The 19,013-nt window shown below is 55.0% G+C and carries 13 protein-coding genes and 1 pseudogene; 10 read left to right on the top strand and 4 right to left on the bottom strand.

The genetic code is table 11. The annotated features are described in order from the left end of the window. Window position 1: 1 nt before the first annotated feature. The 7 genes from mnmG (at window position 2) to ACTNC3_RS08150 (ending at window position 8,958) form a co-directional block, all read left to right on the top strand. Complete coding sequence (mnmG, locus tag ACTNC3_RS08120) at window positions 2–1,936, top strand: tRNA uridine-5-carboxymethylaminomethyl(34) synthesis enzyme MnmG (RefSeq protein ID WP_441227090.1); 1,935 nt, start codon at window positions 2–4, stop codon at window positions 1,934–1,936. Window positions 1,937–2,044: 108 nt separating this feature from the next. After that, window positions 2,045–2,791, top strand: coding sequence for a 16S rRNA (guanine(527)-N(7))-methyltransferase RsmG (gene rsmG, locus ACTNC3_RS08125; protein ID WP_410043702.1), 747 nt, complete (start codon window positions 2,045–2,047; stop codon window positions 2,789–2,791). Continuing rightward, complete coding sequence (locus ACTNC3_RS08130; RefSeq protein ID WP_441227091.1) at window positions 2,788–3,678, top strand: DMT family transporter; 891 nt, start codon at window positions 2,788–2,790, stop codon at window positions 3,676–3,678. The genes rsmG and ACTNC3_RS08130 overlap by 4 nt, the downstream gene beginning before the upstream one ends. Window positions 3,679–4,003: 325 nt before the next feature. Further along, window positions 4,004–4,780, top strand: coding sequence for a ParA family protein (locus ACTNC3_RS08135; protein ID WP_410043700.1), 777 nt, complete (start codon window positions 4,004–4,006; stop codon window positions 4,778–4,780). Then, entirely contained in the window at window positions 4,773–5,954 is a 1,182-nt protein-coding gene (locus ACTNC3_RS08140) for a ParB/RepB/Spo0J family partition protein (protein ID WP_441227092.1), read from the top strand. Before ACTNC3_RS08135 ends, ACTNC3_RS08140 begins: the two co-directional genes overlap by 8 nt. Before the next feature lie 17 nt (window positions 5,955–5,971). After that, on the top strand, window positions 5,972–6,478 hold the full coding sequence (locus ACTNC3_RS08145) for a DUF4446 family protein (protein ID WP_410043698.1): 507 nt from the start codon (window positions 5,972–5,974) through the stop codon (window positions 6,476–6,478). 38 nt (window positions 6,479–6,516) lie between these two features. Continuing rightward, on the top strand, window positions 6,517–8,958 hold the full coding sequence (locus ACTNC3_RS08150) for a hypothetical protein (RefSeq protein WP_441227093.1): 2,442 nt from the start codon (window positions 6,517–6,519) through the stop codon (window positions 8,956–8,958). A gap of 32 nt (window positions 8,959–8,990) precedes the next feature. Here ACTNC3_RS08150 and rsmA read toward each other — a convergent pair whose 3' ends face one another. Continuing rightward, window positions 8,991–9,857 carry a 16S rRNA (adenine(1518)-N(6)/adenine(1519)-N(6))-dimethyltransferase RsmA gene (rsmA, locus tag ACTNC3_RS08155; RefSeq protein ID WP_441227094.1) on the bottom strand — a complete coding sequence of 289 codons (867 nt, stop codon included), beginning with the start codon at window positions 9,855–9,857 and terminating at the stop codon, window positions 8,991–8,993. A 166-nt stretch (window positions 9,858–10,023) separates the two neighbouring features. Beyond that, window positions 10,024–10,560: an HD domain-containing protein gene (locus ACTNC3_RS08160; RefSeq protein ID WP_441227095.1), complete on the bottom strand. Its 537-nt coding sequence runs from the start codon at window positions 10,558–10,560 to the stop codon at window positions 10,024–10,026. A 412-nt stretch (window positions 10,561–10,972) separates the two neighbouring features. On the opposite strand from ACTNC3_RS08160, the gene ACTNC3_RS08165 reads away from it, so the two are divergent. Continuing rightward, a complete protein-coding gene (locus ACTNC3_RS08165) occupies window positions 10,973–12,565 on the top strand; it encodes a sulfatase-like hydrolase/transferase (protein WP_441227096.1) in 1,593 nt (530 codons plus the stop codon). 33 nt (window positions 12,566–12,598) lie between these two features. Here ACTNC3_RS08165 and ACTNC3_RS08170 read toward each other — a convergent pair whose 3' ends face one another. Beyond that, window positions 12,599–13,510 carry an HAD hydrolase family protein gene (locus tag ACTNC3_RS08170; protein WP_410043693.1) on the bottom strand — a complete coding sequence of 304 codons (912 nt, stop codon included), beginning with the start codon at window positions 13,508–13,510 and terminating at the stop codon, window positions 12,599–12,601. Between the two features lie 283 nt (window positions 13,511–13,793). After that, a complete protein-coding gene (locus ACTNC3_RS08175) occupies window positions 13,794–15,155 on the bottom strand; it encodes a DNA polymerase Y family protein (protein WP_441227097.1) in 1,362 nt (453 codons plus the stop codon). Between the two features lie 164 nt (window positions 15,156–15,319). Here ACTNC3_RS08175 and ACTNC3_RS08180 point away from each other — a divergent pair. Together ACTNC3_RS08180 and pckA are read left to right on the top strand one after the other, a co-directional pair. Then, window positions 15,320–16,513, top strand: a pseudogene (locus ACTNC3_RS08180) (sirohydrochlorin cobaltochelatase); the annotation flags it as partial. Between the two features lie 754 nt (window positions 16,514–17,267). Next, window positions 17,268–18,875, top strand: coding sequence for a phosphoenolpyruvate carboxykinase (ATP) (gene pckA, locus ACTNC3_RS08185; RefSeq protein ID WP_410043690.1), 1,608 nt, complete (start codon window positions 17,268–17,270; stop codon window positions 18,873–18,875). Window positions 18,876–19,013 lie beyond the last annotated feature (138 nt).

Raw genomic sequence — 19,013 nt, forward strand, 5'->3', positions numbered from 1 at the left:
AATGTCAGTAGTAGAAGAGAGATATGATGTGATCGTCGTCGGGGCGGGCCATGCCGGATGTGAGGCAGGACTCGCAACGGCACGTCTCGGACTGGAGACCGTGGTATTTACGGTGAGTGTCGACAGCATCGCTTTCATGCCATGTAATCCGCATATCGGTGGCAGCTCGAAGGGACATCTCGTCCGTGAGCTGGATGCGCTCGGCGGTGAGATGGGAAAGGTCATCGATCAGACTTTCCTGCAGTCGAAGATGCTGAATAAGTCGAAGGGACCAGCGGTGCACAGTCTGCGTGCGCAGGCAGATAAAAAAGCCTATGCCGATGAGATGCGGAAACGCCTCGAGAATCAGCCGCATCTTCTGATCCGGCAGGCGGAGGTCGCGGAACTGATCACGGAGGATGTGTGCGACGCGAACAGTGAGTATACAGCTGCCCATAAGAAGGTGACGGGCATCCGGACGACATCCGGTGCCATCTACCATGCGAAGGCCGTCATCCTCTGTACCGGAACCTATCTTAACTCCCGCTGTCTGACTGGTGATCTCATCGAGCATACCGGTCCGAATGGCTTCAAGGCAGCGACGAAGCTGACGGATTCCCTGAAGGCAAACGGGGTACGGATGCTTCGTTTCAAGACGGGAACGCCGGCGCGTGTCGACAAGCGTACACTGGACTTCTCCCAGTTTGAGGTGCAGAAGGGCGATGTACCGGTGATTCCGTTCTCCTACTCGACGGCGTTTTCCGAGGTACAGCGACCGCAGGTCGACTGCTGGCTCGTGTATACAAACGAAAAGACGCACGAAATCATCCGTGAGAATATCGAGCGTTCCCCGATGTATAACGGATCGATCCAGGGTGTGGGACCGCGCTACTGTCCTTCCATCGAGGATAAGGTCATGAAGTTCCCGGATAAGAACCGGCATCAGATTTTCATCGAGCCGGAGGGACTGTATACGAACGAGATGTACCTGAGCGGTATGTCGAGCTCGATGCCGGAGGACGTACAGTATAAGATGTACCACTCCATGAAGGGATTCGAGCATGTACACATCGTCCGAAATGCCTACGCTATCGAGTATGACTGTATAGATGCGACCCAGCTTCGCTCGAACCTCGAATTCATGAACATCGACGGTCTCTTCGCCGGCGGTCAGTTTAACGGTTCCTCCGGCTATGAGGAGGCAGCTGTGCAGGGCTTCATGGCCGGTGTCAATGCTGCCATGCGTATCCTTCATCGTGATCCGGTCGTACTCGATCGTTCAGAAGCCTATATCGGCGTACTGATCGATGATCTCGTCACGAAGGAGAGTACAGAGCCGTATCGTATGATGACGAGTCGTGCAGAGTATCGTCTGCTCTTACGACAGGACAATGCCGATCTTCGTCTTCGAAAAATCGGCCATGCGATCGGACTCGTATCCGATGCAGAGTACGAGAAGACGCTCGAGAAGCGCAGAATGATCGATGTCGAGGAGGAGCGCCTTCGGAAGACCTTCATCGGAAACAGCGATGAGGTGAATCACTTCATGGAGGCACATGGATCGACGGTACTCAGTTCCGGTGTCTCCCTCGCAGAGCTTATCAAGCGACCGGAGCTCGACTATGAGAGTCTGAAACCGCTGGATCCGAAGCGACCGGAGCTTCCGTATGGCGTACGGGAAGAGGTCGGCATCGAGATCAAGTATGAGGGATACATCCGGCGGCAGGAGCAGCAGGTCGAGGGATTCCGTCGCATGGAGAATAAACGCATCCCGAAGGACATACGCTATGAGGAGGTCGGAAATCTCCGCATCGAGGCGAGACAGAAGCTCGAGCGCATCCGGCCGGAAAACATCGGTATGGCCAGCCGTATCAGTGGTGTCAACCCGGCAGATATTTCAGTGCTGCTGATCTATCTGGAGACGTACCACGCACCGAAGAAGGATGCAAATACGTAAAGAAAATCCCGTCGCTGAATGACGAATCCATCCTCTTTTCTGAAAAGAAACAGGTGATAAGAAGGGTCAATCAGAACGGATAAAACAATAGAAAATACAGGGAGCAGTATGACCGATACATTTTATCATCGACTGAAGGAGCAGGCGGAAGCACTGGGCATCCGGCTGAGCGACACGCAGATCGAACAGTTATTTACATATTATGAGATGCTGGTGGAAACCAATAAGGTGATGAACCTGACGACCATCACAGAGGAGTCTGAGGTCGTGACGAAGCACTTCATCGATTCTATGGCGATCGTAAAAGCCGTCGTGAAAAACGAGAATGTTTCACGTGAAACATTGAGCGGAAAAACACTGATCGATGTCGGAACTGGTGCGGGTTTCCCAGGGCTGGTGCTGAAAATCGTATTTCCAGAGCTGAGGGTCACACTGAGTGATTCACTGCAGAAGCGTCTTCGTTTCCTCGAGGATGTGATCGCGAAGCTCGGACTTCAGGAGGTCGAGACCATCCATGGAAGGGCCGAGGACCTCGGGCATCAGAAGAATCTTCGTGAAAGCTTCGATTTCTCGACCTCACGGGCTGTAGCAAATATGTCAACATTGAGCGAATATGATCTGCCGTTTGTGAAGAAGGATGGCTACTTCATCGCATACAAGTCGGGCAAGGTCGACGAGGAGCTGGCGACGGCGGAGAGCGCGATCCGAAAGCTCGGTGGTAAGCTGGAGCAGGAGGTAGAGTACATGCTTCCAGAGTCGGATATCCGTCGCTCACTGATTACGATCCGGAAGGCGAAGGAAACACCGAAGACTTACCCGCGAAAGGCCGGCACACCGGCGAAGGATCCGCTATGAAGAAAAATCAGATTGCATTGATTTCAAATTCACTGCTCCTGCTGACGGCGATCATCTGGGGCTTCGCGTTCGTCGCGCAGAGCGTCGGCATGAATTATGTCGGGCCGTGGACCTTCGTGTTTACGCGTTTCTTCATCGCGGCGATTCTGCTCCTGCCGCTCTCGGCATTTTCGGAGAAGAACTACCGCGCATCGCTGCCGGAAGCAGTGGAAGAGAAGCACTATAAGACAGAAGCGCTGCTCGGTGGGGGAGTCTGTGGACTGTGTCTGGGGGCAGCGAGTATCACGCAGCAGATCGGTATGCAGACGACCTCCGCAGGCAAGGCCGGATTTATCACCGCCTGTTATGTCGTCATCGTGCCGGTGCTCGGCATATTCGTAGGAAAGAAACCGAAGAAAACGATCTGGCTGAGTGTGGCGCTGGCGCTGATCGGTCTCTACCTCATCAGTATGCATGGCGGCATGACGATCGAGCGGGGGGATGCGATGGTGAGTCTCTGTGCACTGCTGTTCTCGTTTCAGATCATTTCCGTCGATCACTTCTCGGAGAAGGTGAATCCGATCCGGCTGTCGAATATTCAGTTCTTCTTTGCATCCCTCGTCGGACTGATCGGTATGCTTCTGTTTGAAAGGCCGGATATGGCGGGCATCCTCGGTGCGATGCCGTCGATTCTGTATGCGGGTGTGCTGTCATCGGCGGTCGGCTATACGCTGCAGGTGCTGGCGCAGAAGAATACGGATCCGACGATTGCGTCGCTGCTGATGTCACTGGAGTCGGTGTTCTCCGTGGTCGGTGGCTTCCTGATCCTTCATCAGATGCTGTCGATGCAGGAGCTCATCGGGTGTGTGATCGTGTTTGCGGCGGTGATCATCGCACAGATCGTCTGATGATCATTTCGTTATGAAGAGCTCGGAGGGGCGGCAACAGAAGCACAGTACTGCGAGCTCGGAAGACGCATGGCTGAGAAAAGTTGGTACGTGGTGGTGCCAAAATTTGACACGTATATATGTATGGGGTAAAATAGCGACAGTGATGATGTTTCACGTGAAACATTATCACTGTTTTTTCTTTAAGATGGATGTTACATCTAATGGTAAATGTTCTTAAATATCTGGTCTATGTTTCACGTGAAACATAGATGGACCATAAGTGACTGAGATGTTTCACGTGAAACATTTTCAGTTCACCTTAAATCGATCACGGGAGAGTATCATGGGGAAGATTATAGCGATTACAAATCAGAAGGGTGGCGTCGGAAAGACGACGACGGCAGTAAATCTGGCGGCGACGCTTGCGGAGGCCAATCAGCGGGTTCTTCTGGTGGATTTCGATCCGCAGGGAAATGCGACCAGCGGGTTCGGTGTCGAGCGTGATGAGGTCGAGCATACAATTTACGATGCGATGAGCGGCAGCTGCACGATGGATGAGGCGATTCTCGTGGAGGTGACGGAGAATCTGGATCTGATACCGGCAGATATGAACCTGGCAGCGGTCGAGGTGGAGTTTGCGGATCAGGAGGATAAAAATCAGATTCTGAAGAATCTGCTGACACCGTATAAGGAGCACTATCACTATATCCTGATCGACTGCCCACCGAGTCTCGGCACGATCACGGTCAATGCACTGACAGCGGCGGATTCGGTGATTATCCCGATTCAGTGTGAATACTATGCACTGGAGGGTCTGAATCAGGTGCTGAATACCATCGGACTCGTACAGGAGGGACTGAATCCGGAGCTCGACATCGAGGGTATCGTGTTCACGATGTATGATGGACGAAATAAGCTGTCACAGCAGGTGGTGGAGTCGGTCAAGCAGAATTTCCAGGGCAATATCTATGATACGTTGATTCCGCGAAATGTACGTCTCGCGGAGGCACCGAGTCATGGTGTGCCGATCACTGAGTATGAATCATCGTCGACGGGGGCTGAGAGCTACCGGAGACTGGCAGCAGAGCTTATGAGTAAGGGGGACGATATCTATGGCTAAGGAGCATGGACTGGGAAAGGGCCTTGGGGCCATCTTCGGAACCAGCACAACGGTGAAATCGGATCGCCCGAAAACAGAGCATCGCTATAAGACGGTCGCAGAGAAGGCGGCGGAACAGTCTGAGACAGCGGCGGGCCTCGCGGAGCCAATGCAGGCGACCGAAGAGGCTTCTGCTGAAGCAGAGAAGAGTGTCAGCGGAAGAAAAAAGCGGGTGACCGCGGCCGCAAAAAAAGAGACGGCGAAGAACAGCACAGAAAATACCGTGATCGTGATGGCAGGCGAAAAGACCGTTCATGAGAATACAATCACGAAAGATACGAAGAAGGTTCACAGCACCGAAACCGTGCATGATACGGAGCAGGACGGGATGCTGCTCGTGAAGCTCAGTCGCATCCAGCCGGATCCGGATCAGCCGCGAAAGAATTTCGATGAGGAGAAGCTGAACGAGCTTGCAGAGTCCATCCGAACCTACGGGATGATATCACCGATCGTGGTGAAGAAGAGGGGCGCACTGTATGAGATCGTCGCTGGTGAGCGTCGCTGGAGAGCAGCACGCATCGCCGGTCTCAAGGAAATCCCGGTGGTCATCAAAGAGGTCGATGAAAAGACGAGCCGTGAGCTGTCCATCATCGAGAATATCCAGCGTGATGACCTGAATGCGGTCGAAGAAGCGAGAGCATATCAGTCTCTGATCGAGGAGTATGGACTGACGCAGGAGGAGGTCGCTGCCCGTGTAGCGAAGAATCGTTCGACCATCACGAACAGTCTGCGACTTCTGAGGCTCGAGCCGGAGATCCTCACACTTCTCCAGGATGGAAAGATCACGCAGGGACATGCCCGTGCACTGCTGGCGGTCGAGGATCCGGAGCTCCGAAAGAAGATCGCAGAGAAGTGTACGAAAGAAAATCTCTCTGTACGAGAGATCGAGACCCTCGTCAAGCTTGATAAGCTCTCGAAGGCGAAGAAGGAGAAAAAATCCTCTCCGGAAGCCCAGGAGCTTCGGCGGCTCAAGGTCATCTATAAGGATCTCGAGCGGAAGATGAAGACGAAGCTCGGTACGAAGGTCTCCATCGTTCCGAAAAATACGGAGCGTGGCACACTCGAAATCGAATATTATTCGCAGGATGATCTGGATCGTATCTTTATGATCCTGAACTCCAGCAGAAATGATTAAACAGAGCGAGGAAATATATGATAGTGACAGAAACGCTTCTGCTCGGAATCGCAGCCGCTGGGCTGCTGATCGGACTGATCTCTCTGATCCTGGCTATCCGGGCAAATGCAAAATACAAGAGACTGTATCGTCAGTATGATTACTTCATGCGTGGCAAGGATGCAGAGACCCTGGAGGACTATTTCGTCGATCTCCAGCAGCACGTGGAGGCACTCGAAAAGGAGGATATCAAGAATAAGGACGTCATGCGTGTACTCAATAAGAATATCCGTGCGTCCTTTCAGAAGCTCGGCATCATCCGGTATAACGCCTTCGGCGGAATGGGTGGAAACATGTCCTTCGCCATCGCGATGCTGGACAGCACGAACAGTGGCTTCGTCATCAATTCCGTGCACTCGAGAGAGGGCTGCTTCTTATATATAAAGGATGTCGATGCCGGTACCACCGAGGTGGAACTCGGCGCAGAAGAGCAGCTTGCTCTGGAGCAGGCGCTGGGCTATAGAGAGAAAGAAAAGCAGCAGTGAAAAAACAGACACGAAAAAAACTGAAAAAATGCCTGGCGATGGGTGCGGTATTTCTGATCGCACTCATCCTCTATTTTTACCGTTCCTGGCACTCGATGGAGCGGCAGAATACGGTGTACTCCACGATGGAAGAGCCGAGCCTGCCGGTGGCCTATGTTTCGAGCGGCGATTACCTCATGAATCCGATGCATGCCTATCTTCAGGATATGGGAAAGCAGGCAGCCCGCGATATGATCACGGTGCTGCCGCAGGATCGTCAGCTGAAGCTCGTCGTGCAGGAGTACGATAACATGGTGGCTTCAGCCAGCTACGAGATCCGTACACTGGACCTCAGCCATCTCATCGAAAAGGGAACGGTCTCCGACATCAGCCGGAGCGACGGTAACGCAAGCCTCGTCCTGCCGATTCAGAATCTCATCAATAAGGATCAAGCGTATCTTCTGCATATCACGCTGGAGACGGGTGCCCATACGCTGAACTACTATACACGTATCCTCTGGACGGACCGTGATTACACGAAATCGATGGAGGATGTCGCGTTCAGATTTACGACGGGCAGCTTCGATTCAACGAACAGTAAGGATATCACGACCTATCTGGAAACGAAGGATACGGCGGATAATTCGAGTCTCGGACATGTCGATCTGCACTCGAGCTTCAACCAGATCACCTGGGGAAAGACCGGGATGCAGCCGAAGGGAAGATTCTATATGACGCTCAAGGAATTTGACGGCATGATGGGCGAGATTCAGATCAGCTACGAGTCGTATATGACGGATGAGAACGGAGAGGAGAAGCACTTCCTGAATGAGGATAACTTCGTCTTTCGAAATGATCCGGAGCGGGTCTACATGATGGACTTCGACCGGACGACACATCAGATCTTTGAGGGCGACAGCGAGGATTTCGCGGGCAAGCGGATCACGCTCGGTGTCGGAAATACGGATGATATCGCCGTGCAGAAGTCGGAAAATGAGCATTATATCGCATTTAAGACGGATCAGGGGCTCTGGCGCTACGATCAGTCTTCGAAGAGCGGACATGCGGTGAATATCTTCAGCTACCGCTCGGATACGGATGATGGCGTCCGCGCAAACTATGATCAGCATGACATCAAGATCCTGTCGGTATCGGATAAGGGCGATGTGGATTTCCTCGTCTACGGTTATGTGAACCGGGGAAGCCATGAGGGATATAATGGTATCCTGTACTACCGCTATGACAGCTCGAATGATACAGTGACGGAGAACTTCTTCATTGCGATCCCGGAGGTATATGATCAGATACGCTGGAATCTCGAGAAGCTCGCCTACCTGTCCGGTGACGGACTCCTGTATCTCTATTACGGCGGCAGCATCTACGGCATCGATACGAACAGCCTCGAGGTCGTCACGATCGCCACAGGACTGCAGGAGTCGGGCTTCGCAAGCTCGGATACGCAGCAGTACATCGCTTACCAGAATCCGGATGCGGAGGACATCTATCACGCCGCGAAGATCACGCTCGTAAATCTCGAGAGTAATCAGTCCAGCGAGATCCAGGGTGGTGGCTATCTCCGTTTGATCGGCTTCAACCAGGATGACCTGATCTACGGTATCATCAATCCGGCATACGCCAGCATCTATACCGAGAAGCATAAGATTCCGATCAGCGAAATCCATATCGTCGGACCGGATCTCAGCGATAAAACGAGCTACGCGAAGGATGGATTGCTCTTTACGAACGTTCGTGTGAGCGGAACCCGCCTTCACTTCGATAAGATCCGTCCGGTCGAGGGTGGACACTATGAGGCTGCCGGCGAGGACACCATCATCTCGAATCGTGAACAGACCGATGCGAGACTTAGTGGTGTCGGCTCGTACACGGATAAAATCCTTCAGAAGGTCTGGTATATCGAGATCAAGGACCTCGGCACGAAGCATGTGCGGAGCACGGCACCGAAAAATCTCTCCCTCGAGCGAGCCTCCTCCATCGACCTGAACATCACGGAGGATAAAAATGTGATACCGATGTTCTATGCCTACGCACACGGTCATTTCCAGGGCCGTACCCGGACGCTCGAAGAGGCGTATGAGCTCGTGTACGATGATTTCGGTTATGTGCTTACCGCGGATGGGGAATTCGTATGGAATCGTGTGGATAAGAGTACGATGGTGACGATCCGGAACGCGACAGCCCTCGCCGAGGAGCCGCTCACGAAGCTCTCGAAGCTGACCACGATCGACACCTATGATACCTACAGTATGGTCAATGCTTATGGCATGGACCTGAGCTCCGCCCTTTACTTCCTGAATAAGGGCTACCCGCTGATCGCGTATCTCGAGGACAGCTGCTATCTGATTTACAGCTATGACTCCTTCAATATCCGTCTGGTGGATCCGATGAGCGGAAGCCAGAATGTCGTCGGAAGAGAGGACGCGGAAGCGATGTTCCGTCAGGATGGAAATCGATTCGTCGGGATCGTGCCGCACAAAACATAAGAAAACCGGAGGCGAAAGCCTCCGGTTTTTCGTTATGTCGATTGAAAGTCCGACAGTGCGTCTGCGAGTGCGGCGAACTGTGCGAGGGTGAGGGCTTCGCCACGGATGGTCTCGGAGAGACCGAGGGAGGCGAGGGCTTCACGGGTAGCGTCCTTCGGGATGGAGGCGAGGGAAGAGAGGGAGTTCAGCAGTGTCTTCCGGCGCTGTCCGAAGGCGGCCTTAATGATCTGGAACATCCAGCGCTCGTCCTCGACCTGTACCGGCGGCTCGGTGTAGCGCTTCAGTCGGATGACGGCGGAGCCGACATTCGGGCGTGGGATGAAGCAGTGTGGTGGCACCTCCTGGATGATATCCGGCTCGGCATAGTACTGCACGGCGAGGGAGAGGGCACCGTAATCCTTCGTGCCTGGTCCTGACTGCATGCGATCGGCGACCTCCTTCTGCACCATGACGGTGATCGACTGGATCGGTGCATGGCTCTCGAAGAGGCCCATGATGATCGGGGTCGTGATGTAGTAAGGGAGATTCGCGACGACCTTTACCGGATTACCGTGGTTGTAGGTCGCGATGACCTCGTGGAGATCGAGCTTCAGTACATCGTTGTGGATGATGGAGACATTGTCATACGCCTGTAAGGTCTCGTGCAGGATCGGGATGAGGTTCGCGTCGATCTCGACGGCGACGACATGGCCGGCCGCCTCAGCGAGTGCCTGGGTCATCGTGCCGATGCCTGGTCCGATCTCGAGGACACAGTCGTCCTTCGTGATTTCCGAGCTCCGAATGATGTTCTGGAGCACGTTTTCGTCGATCAGGAAGTTCTGACCGAAGCGCTTCTGGAAGCGGAAATCGTTCTTCTGTATGATTTTGATGGTTTCCTGTGGGTTGATTAATTTATTCATAGGCGTAGTGTACCATAATTTATAGAAAAAATCTCCCGGATTGCTCCGGGAGATTCAAATTCTTCATCGAGAAAATGTTACTGTTCACTCGTGGCTCGGCGGACAGCAACACCTTGACTTGCCCTCGTTTGAACAGGGACGAGAAAATACATCGAACAGAAGAAGATCAGTGGCTGCGACGTACGACGCGTGCGACGCGGAGGCGGCCACGGTTCAGCAGGTAGCAGAGGATTGCCCATCCTTCGGCGGCGTTTGCGAGGGACTCCTGTGCAGCGACGGTCTTGTCGCTGAGGGTCAGGATACAGCCGAGACGGGAGGTCGGAATCGAGGTGGAGAGAGGGAACATGTGGCTCCAGATCGCACGCTTCTCCTTATAGGAAAGATAGAAGCCTTCCTTCTCTGCATTTTCTACCGCGTCTTCCGGGTGATAGAAGCAGTACCAGCGGCCGTCATGGATGGTCTTATCCACCTTATGATAATCAATCAGGCAGAAATCGTGCAGAAGACCTACACGTGCGGCACTGTCCGGATCGACACCGATATGCGGTGCGATCGCGGCAGCCATCTTCGCGACGCGGACCGAGTGATCGTAGGTGTTCGTGCTGCCATGACGAGGCACGGACATCAGTTTTCGATACGCACGATTCTCGGTGATCGTCGGGTACTGTTTCGCAAACTGCACTGCGTCATCATTTAAAACCATCGGTATATTCCTTTCTGATGCAAGGCATCGAGACAAAAAACAGAATAAGTGAACACGGGCGCCGCCTGCAGTTACTGCAGTGCGGTCCATACGTCGCAGGCTTCGGTCAGAAGTTTCAGAACAGAGCCTGCATCGCGTATAGCTGCCCGTAATTATTAAAACTATATACGAATGCACGAAAGGCCGTCAATTATATTTAGTAAAATTTTAGAAAAGAGTATGTAAAAAGCAAAAATCTTAGAGATTTCTGCACATTGTGAAGAAGTTTCGGGATGACTACACTAGAAGTCGATTTGAACAGTATACAAAAGGCCGGGTGCCGCATGTATACATTGACCGAAAAACATCGAGGTCAGCGTGGATCCGCGTCCTCCGGTGTTGATCTGCAGCAATCCTTAACCGAGGCTTTATCATGAAGCGTTTTCACCATAGACACAGAACCGCTGTCCTCGATATGACGACCATCGCAGCGGTGATTCTGTCTTTTTTTTCCGCCCTTCTCCTGTTCAGCCTGCGCTGGCTGATGAATACCTGGTCGGAGCTCACCGTGGATGAGGTCCTGTATCACCTCTTCGCGCCGCTCCAGGGCACCAGCACCGCGATGGTCCACGAGTATATCCTGAAATGTGCGATTCCGGCCGCGATCATCGCGATCGTCATCATCGCGATCTTCATCGTCTGCCGGCATAAACAGAACTACCGGAAGCTCGTGACGCTCGCACTGCTCGCCGCCTTCTTCACCACCGGCTTCACCGTGGTGGATGCCTGGGACGACCTCGACATCGGCACCTACATCAAGTCGCAGCTCGAGACCTCCCGCTTCATCGACGATCACTACGTCGACCCGAAGAACGTGACGCTTTGCTTCCCGGAGAAGAAGCGGAACCTCATCTACATCTTCATGGAGTCGACGGAGGTGACCTTCGCCGACCAGGCCTCCGGCGGTGCCTTCCCGCAGAACACGATCCCGGAGCTCACGAAGATCGCCGAGGATCACGAAGACTTTTCGGGTGCGGCATCCACCCTCAACGGTGGGTACGCCATGCCGGGTGCGACCTGGACGATGGGCGCCATGTTCGCACAGACCTCTGGACTTCCGCTGAAGATTTCCATCGATCAGAACGCGATGGACTCGCAGAAATCCTTCTTCCCGGACATCCTCACGATCGGTGACATCCTCGAGAAGCAGGGCTACACCCAGGAGCTGATGCTCGGCTCTGTCGGCTACTTCGGTGGCCGCAAGCTCTACTTCCAGACCCATGGAAGCTATGCCATCAAGGACTTCAGCTACTGGAAAAACCAGCACAAGTTCCCGGCGAACTACTGGGTCAACTGGGGCTTCGAGGACCGGAAGCTCTACGAGTACGCACAGGAGGAGCTCACCCGCCTCAGCAGCAGTGAGCAGCCGTTCAACCTCACGATGCTGACCGTCGACACGCACTTCCCGGACGGCTATGTCTGCCCGCTCTGCCCGACGACCTTCGATGAGCAGTATGCGAATGTCTACGCCTGCGCATCGAAGCAGCTCAGCAGCTTCCTCGACTGGTGTAAGCAGCAGGACTGGTACGCCGACACGACGATCGTCATCTCCGGCGACCACCCGACCATGGACCACGACTTCTGTGACGATGTGCCGGAGAATTACGAACGGACCGTCTACACAGCGTATGTCAATGCTGCCGTCCAGCCCGTCCGTGCAGAGCGCCGCGACTTCACGACCTTCGATGATTTCCCGACGACCCTTGCGGCTCTCGGCGTCGATATCGCAGGCAACCGCCTCGGCCTCGGCACGAATCTCTTCTCCGATGTACCGACGCTCTCCGAGCAGTTCGGACGCGCGAAGGAGAAGGAAGAGCTCGAGAAGAAATCGGCACTGATGGAGCAGCTCGGGCAGATCGACGAGCAGGCCGCCATCGAGTCCAAAGAAGCAAAAGAACTGAAAGAGAAGCAGAAAAAAGAAAAGGCAGCCGCCGAATCACGTGCGGCTGCGGAGAACCGTAAATAAAAACAGTGCAGGGCCGTCGCCCTGCACTGTTTTTCATTTCTGCGCGTTTTTCTTCAGGATGTAGTCGATCGCATCCGCGATGCCATCCTCGAGGATGGACGGGCAGATGTAGTCCGCGACGTCCTTGCACTCCTTCTTCGCGTTCCCCATCGCGATGCCGAGCCCGCAGTGCTCGATCATCCCGACATCGTTCCAGCCATCACCGATCGCGGCCGCCTCCTCGAGCGAGAAACCATAGTCCGCGAGGAGCGCATCGATGCCCGACACCTTCGAGATGCCCTTCTTCGTGAGATCGAAGCTCATGCCGTCGGACCAGCGCACGAGCTCGCACTCCGGCACCCGCGCCTCCATGACGTCCGCCTCATCCAGTGTCATGATCGGGATCATCATATAGATCGGATTCTCCAGCGCCTCCTGCACCGGTCGCACCGGCGGCTGCGCTGAGTTGATGTGCTTCAGCACCGAAAGCAGCTCCGGCGTCACCATATTTGCGTAGATCGCACGCTCCTCCTCGAAGAGGCAGGCGAAGGGCTGCTCCTCACAGAGTGCCAGCACCTTCTCCACCGCCGAACGCGGGATCTCGATGCGCTGCACGACCCGCCCGTTCCGCGGATCGAAGTACGCCATCGGCTCCGGGCTGTTCTTCACATCGAAGCGGTACGGCTCCTCGTGCCGGAGATGCTCCCCGTGCACGATTGCTGCATCCACCTTCTTCGGATCCAGTACATAGCAGAACTCCCCATCCATGGTGACGAAGGCGTCGAAGCGCATCCCTTCCGTGAGGTTCTCGTTCCGGATCTCCATCCAGTGCCGTCCCGTCGCGATCGCACAGAGGATCCCCGCCTCATGTGCCCGCCGGAGGGCCGCCTGCGTCGACGCCGGCACCCGTCCGGTCTCGAACGGTCGCAGCGTGCCATCGATATCAAAAAAGATGATCTTAATCATAAAATTCCTCTCCTCCAGTTGTTTCATGGTAACAGTTCAGAGAGGTGACCCGGAGGGACGGCAACGGAGGCACAGTACTCCGAGACCGGTGTGCTCTAAGCCGGGGACCCTAAGCGGCACTAGGCCCTCTGCAATCACTGAGTTTTCTTCATGAAAACTCAGTGATTGCAGAGGGTGCTAAGGAAAAAAGTACCAAGTGCCGCTAAGGGGACCCGGCTTGATTTCACACGGTCTCTACGTATGGCCTCCGTTGCCGTCCCTCCGGGTCGCCCTGCCTGAACTGTTACGTTTCATGGGCTGATGTCGTCGGTTCGAGCTTCATCCCGCGCTGCACGGTGCCAGCGCCGAAGCGCTCCTGCAGGGTCTTCGACAGGGCCTGCAGCTTCCGTTCCTTCTCGGCCTTCCGGCGCGTGTCACGGATCTCTGCCTCGATCTCTGCGCGGTTCTCTGTGAGCTCCTCGAGCGTCATCTGACGGAAATCGCCATGGTCGAGGTTCGCGGTGAAGATCGCCATCAGGCGAACCTTCCGTCCCTGCCCGAAGAGGCCGTCCGGCGCATCGAGCAGCTGATGCATGAGGACGACGGCGACCGAGAGGATCTTCTCCGGATCCTGCGTCGGGTCCGGCAGCTTCTGCTGTACCGAGCGCCGCTTGAAATCATCGGTCTTCGCGGAGAAGCCGACCGTGCCGGCGTAGAAATCATGCTTCCGGAGCCGCCCCGCGACCTTCACCGCGAGTGCCCGCATGATCTCCATGCCCTCGGTCTCGAGATTATCCTCATCGATATCCACCGTCGTCGTGATCTCGTTCGAGATGCTTTTCGCCTCCTCCTGCACGGAAGATACGGCGCGCGTCGAGATGCCATGGGCGGCCGCATGAATATAGCTGCCTGCATTGGTGCCCAGAAGACCGGTGAGAATCGTCGGGTCGAGGCGGGCGGCGTCGCCGATCGTATGGATGCCGATGCGCCGGAGCTTTTCTGCCGTCTTACTGCCACAGCCGTAGAGGTCACCGATCGGAAGCGGCCACATCTTCGTCTCAATCTCGGACGGGTAGAGCGTGTGGATCTTATCCGGCTTCTCGAGGTCGGAGGCCATCTTCGCGAGGAGCGTGTTGCTCGAGATACCGACATTGACCGTGAAGTCGAGGGTATCGCGGATCTCGTCCTTCAGGAGCACCGCGGCATTCATGGGGAATGCAAGCGACCGGAGCCGGGTGGCCTTCTCGCCCGTCAGTGTCCCAGCGACGATCTGCTCGAAGATGGCGCTTCGGATTGACTGCTCGGTGCCGGTCATGTCGAGGAAGGCTTCATCGATGGAGAGCTGCTCGACGACCGGGGCATACTTGTGCAGAATCTCGATGAAGGCCGCGGAGTACGCGCGGTAGGTCTCGAAGTCAGAGGGCACGAGGACAAGGGAGGGGCAGAGCTCGAGGGCCTTCACCACGGGCATCGCCGTCCGGATGCCGTAACGCTTTGCCGGGAGGGAGCGCGCCGTGATGATGCCGTGGCGGGTTTTTACGTCGCCGCCGACCGCGGACGGGATCGTGCGGAGGTCGATCGCCGTCGGATCCTCGCGGAGGCGCTTCACCGCGGACCAGCTGAGAAACGCGGAGTTGACATCGATATGAAAGATCGTGCGGTCCATCGGGCCTCCTTTCTGCTCAAACAATTTCGTATAGTATAGCAGAAAAGAGAATATCTGTGGTATGCTGTTAGCGTTTCCTTATCAAAATGGTAAAAGATACATAAAACAGAATATAAGTGAATAACAACAGGAGGAGAAACCATATGAGAAAATCGAAGTATACGATGCTGATGTTACTGATGGCGGCGTCGCTGTCGGCCTGTGGTCAGTCGAAGCCGGCGGAGACGACGGCAGCGGCCACGACCGTGGCGGCCACAACCGAGGCGGCGACGGAGGACAGTGCGGAGGCGGATCAGGCAGCGGCAGATCATGTGGCGGCGCTGATCGATGCGATCTATGTACAGGAGCGGACCGAGGATACCGATGCGCAGTGCGCGGAGGCGAAGGAAGCCTGGGACCAGCTGACAGATGTGCAGAAGGCGCTCGTCGAGGGTGAGGAGGCCGATCCGGATTATTTCGGCCGCGACACCGGGGATGCCAGCAAGGACGATCCGCTGAACGAGGACGGTATCGGCGAGAAGGAGCTTCTCGTCGTGAGCTTCGGTACCTCCTTCAACGACAGCCGTGCGCAGGACATCGGCGGCATCGAGAAGACGCTGCAGGCGGCGTATCCGGACTGGTCGGTTCGTCGTGCCTTCACCGCGCAGATTATCATCAATCACGTCCAGGCGCGTGATGGCGAGAAGATCGACAACATGGACCAGGCGCTGCAGCGTGCGGTCGACAACGGCGTCAAGCATCTCGTGATCCAGCCGACGCACCTCATGCACGGCGCGGAGTACGACGAGCTCTGTGCGACCGCCGAATCCTATAAGGATAAGATCGAGACCATCGAGATCGCCGAGCCGCTGCTCGGGGAGGTCGGACAGGATGGCTCCACGACCAACGCCGACAAGAAGGCCGTCGCCGAGGCGCTGACTGCCGAGGCAGTGAAGGCCGCCGGTTATGAGAGCCTCGAGGATGCAGCGAAGGACAGCACCGCCTTCGTTTTCATGGGCCACGGTACGAGCCACGCAGCCGCTGTAACCTACACGCAGATGCAGACCCAGATGGAGGAGCTTGCGTATGGGAACGTCTACATCGGCACTGTCGAAGGAAAGCCGGCAGAGACCGCCTGCGAAGCCGTGATCGAGCGCATCAAGGAAGCGGGTTATAAAAAGGTCGTGCTTCGTCCGCTCATGGTCGTAGCCGGTGACCACGCAAACAACGACATGGCCGGTGACGATGACGACTCCTGGAAGAGCCAGTTCCTCGCATCCGGCGCCTTCGATACGGTGACCTGCCAGATCGGCGGTCTCGGCGGCATCCCGGCTATCGAGAAGATCTACGTCGAGCACACGGCAGCCGTGATCGGTGCACCGACCGGTACGACGTCTTCCGGCAGTACCTCTGAGGCCAATGCAGACGCCCTCGAGGATGGTACCTACGCGGCAGACTTCACCACGGACAGCAGCATGTTCCGCGTGAACGAAGCCGAGGACGGAAAGGGCGTACTCACCGTGAAGGACGGAGTGATGACGATCCATGTAAGCCTCGCTTCCGAGAACATCCTGAACCTCTTCCCGGGAAGCGCGGAGGATGCGAAGAAGGACGGCGCGGCGCTTCTCCAGCCGACGAAGGATACCGTGAAGTACTCGGACGGCACGGAAGAAGTCGTAAACGGCTTCGACATTCCGGTCCCGGCCCTCGACAAAGAATTCCCGCTCGCCCTCGTCGGTAAGAAGGGAAAGTGGTACGACCACATGGTGAAGGTTTCGAACCCGGTGAAGAAATAACAGATCTTACTAAGGAGGCGCCTGCGGGTGCCTCTGTTTTTATGCGCCGCCCGGGGGCATCCATGCGCCGCTCCGTCCTGGCGGATGGCCCTCTCATGGATATTAAGTAAAACTTTGTTAAAAATTAAATTAATTGTATCGACAAAGAAACAATATCGTGTATAATAATTAACGAGCGAAAAATGTAAGCGCTTTTTTGCTCGAGGATAGAGGAATCCACCGCTTTCGGCAGCGTCCGATGCTTTCTGAAAATATCAGAGAGAGGTCAGAAGCGTTCGGAAGATCCCCAAGGGATTCCGCTGACTGGTAACCAGAGAAGAGAAAGAGGTTAAACAGAATGGCAAAGATTGATTTAACGAAGTATGGCATTACTGACACAACAGAAATCGTATACAATCCATCATACGAGGAGCTGTTCGCAGAGGAGACCAAGGAAGGTCTTACAGGCTATGAGAAGGGCTTCGAGACCGAGCTCGGCGCTGTAGATGTATTCACTGGTGTGTACACCGGTCGTTCTCCTAAGGATAAGTTCATCGTCATGGATGAGAACTCCAAGGACACGGTATGGTGGACTTCTGACGAGTATAAGAATGATAACCATCCGGCTTCCAAGGAAGCATGGGCCGCTGTGAAGGAGATCGCTCAGAAGGAGCTTTCCAACAAGAAGCTTTATGTCATCGATGGCTTCTGCGGTGCCAACAAGGACACTCGTATGGCTGTTCGTTTCATCATGGAGGTTGCTTGGCAGGCTCACTTCGTAAAGAACATGTTCATCCGTCCGACCGCTGAGGAAGAGGCAAACTTCGAGCCGGATTTCGTTGTTTACAACGCATCCAAGGCGAAGGTTGAGAACTGGAAGGAGCTCGGTCTCCACAGCGAGACTGCGGTTGTCTTCAACATCACCAGCCACGAGCAGGTTATCGTAAACACCTGGTACGGCGGAGAGATGAAGAAGGGTATGTTCTCTATGATGAACTACTACCTCCCGCTGAAGGGCATCGCTTCCATGCACTGCTCTGCAAACACCGATTTCAACGGCGAGCACACCTGCGTATTCTTCGGTCTGTCCGGAACAGGTAAGACCACCCTTTCCACCGATCCTACCAGACTCCTCATCGGTGATGACGAGCACGGCTGGGATGACAACGGCGTATTCAACTTCGAGGGCGGCTGCTACGCAAAGGTTATCAACCTTGATAAGGACGCAGAGCCGGATATCTATGGCGCGATCAGAAGAGACGCTCTTCTCGAGAACGTAACCGTAGATGAGAAGACGGGCAAGCTTGACTTCAACGACAAGTCCGTAACCGAGAACACTCGTGTATCTTACCCGATCGACCACATCGAGAAGATCGTTAAGCCGATCTCTCACGGTCCTGCAGCAGAGAACGTAATCTTCCTTTCTGCAGATGCATTCGGCGTACTGCCACCAGTATCCATCCTTACTCCGGAGCAGACCAAGTACTACTTCCTGAGCGGATTCACAGCAAAGCTTGCTGGTACAGAGCGTGGTATCACGGAGCCGACACCGACCTTCTCTGCTTGCTTCGGTCAGGCATTCCTCGAGCTTCATCCTACAAAGTATGCTGAGGAGCTCGTAAAGAGAATGGAGAAGTCCGGCGCAAAGGCTTACCTCGTAAACACCGGTTGGAACGGCACCGGCAAGAGAATCTCCATCAAGGATACTCGTGGAATCATCACCGCTATCCAGAATGGCGATGTTGCCAAGGCTCCGACCAAGAAGATCCCGTTCTTCGATTTCGAGGTTCCGACCGAGCTTCCAGGCGTAGATCCAGCAATCCTCGATCCTCGCGACACCTATGCAAATGCATCTGAGTGGGAGGAGAAGGCAAAGGATCTCGCACAGAGATTCCAGAAGAACTTCGTCAAGTACGAGGGTAACGAGGCTGGTAAGGCACTCGTTGCAGCTGGTCCTCAGCTTTAATATCAATCTTTACCATTCATACAGGGCAGTCAGGGCGCAGGCTCCGGCTGCCCTCTTTTTATAGTCTGGTTATAGTCTGGACAGGAGCCCCGGAGGGGCAGCAACGGAGGCACAGTACTCCGGGGCTCCTGCCTGAAC

The sequence above is a fragment of the Oribacterium sp. HCP3S3_B9 genome (assembly GCF_052064255.1).
Classification (GTDB): Bacteria; Bacillota; Clostridia; order Lachnospirales; family Lachnospiraceae; genus Oribacterium.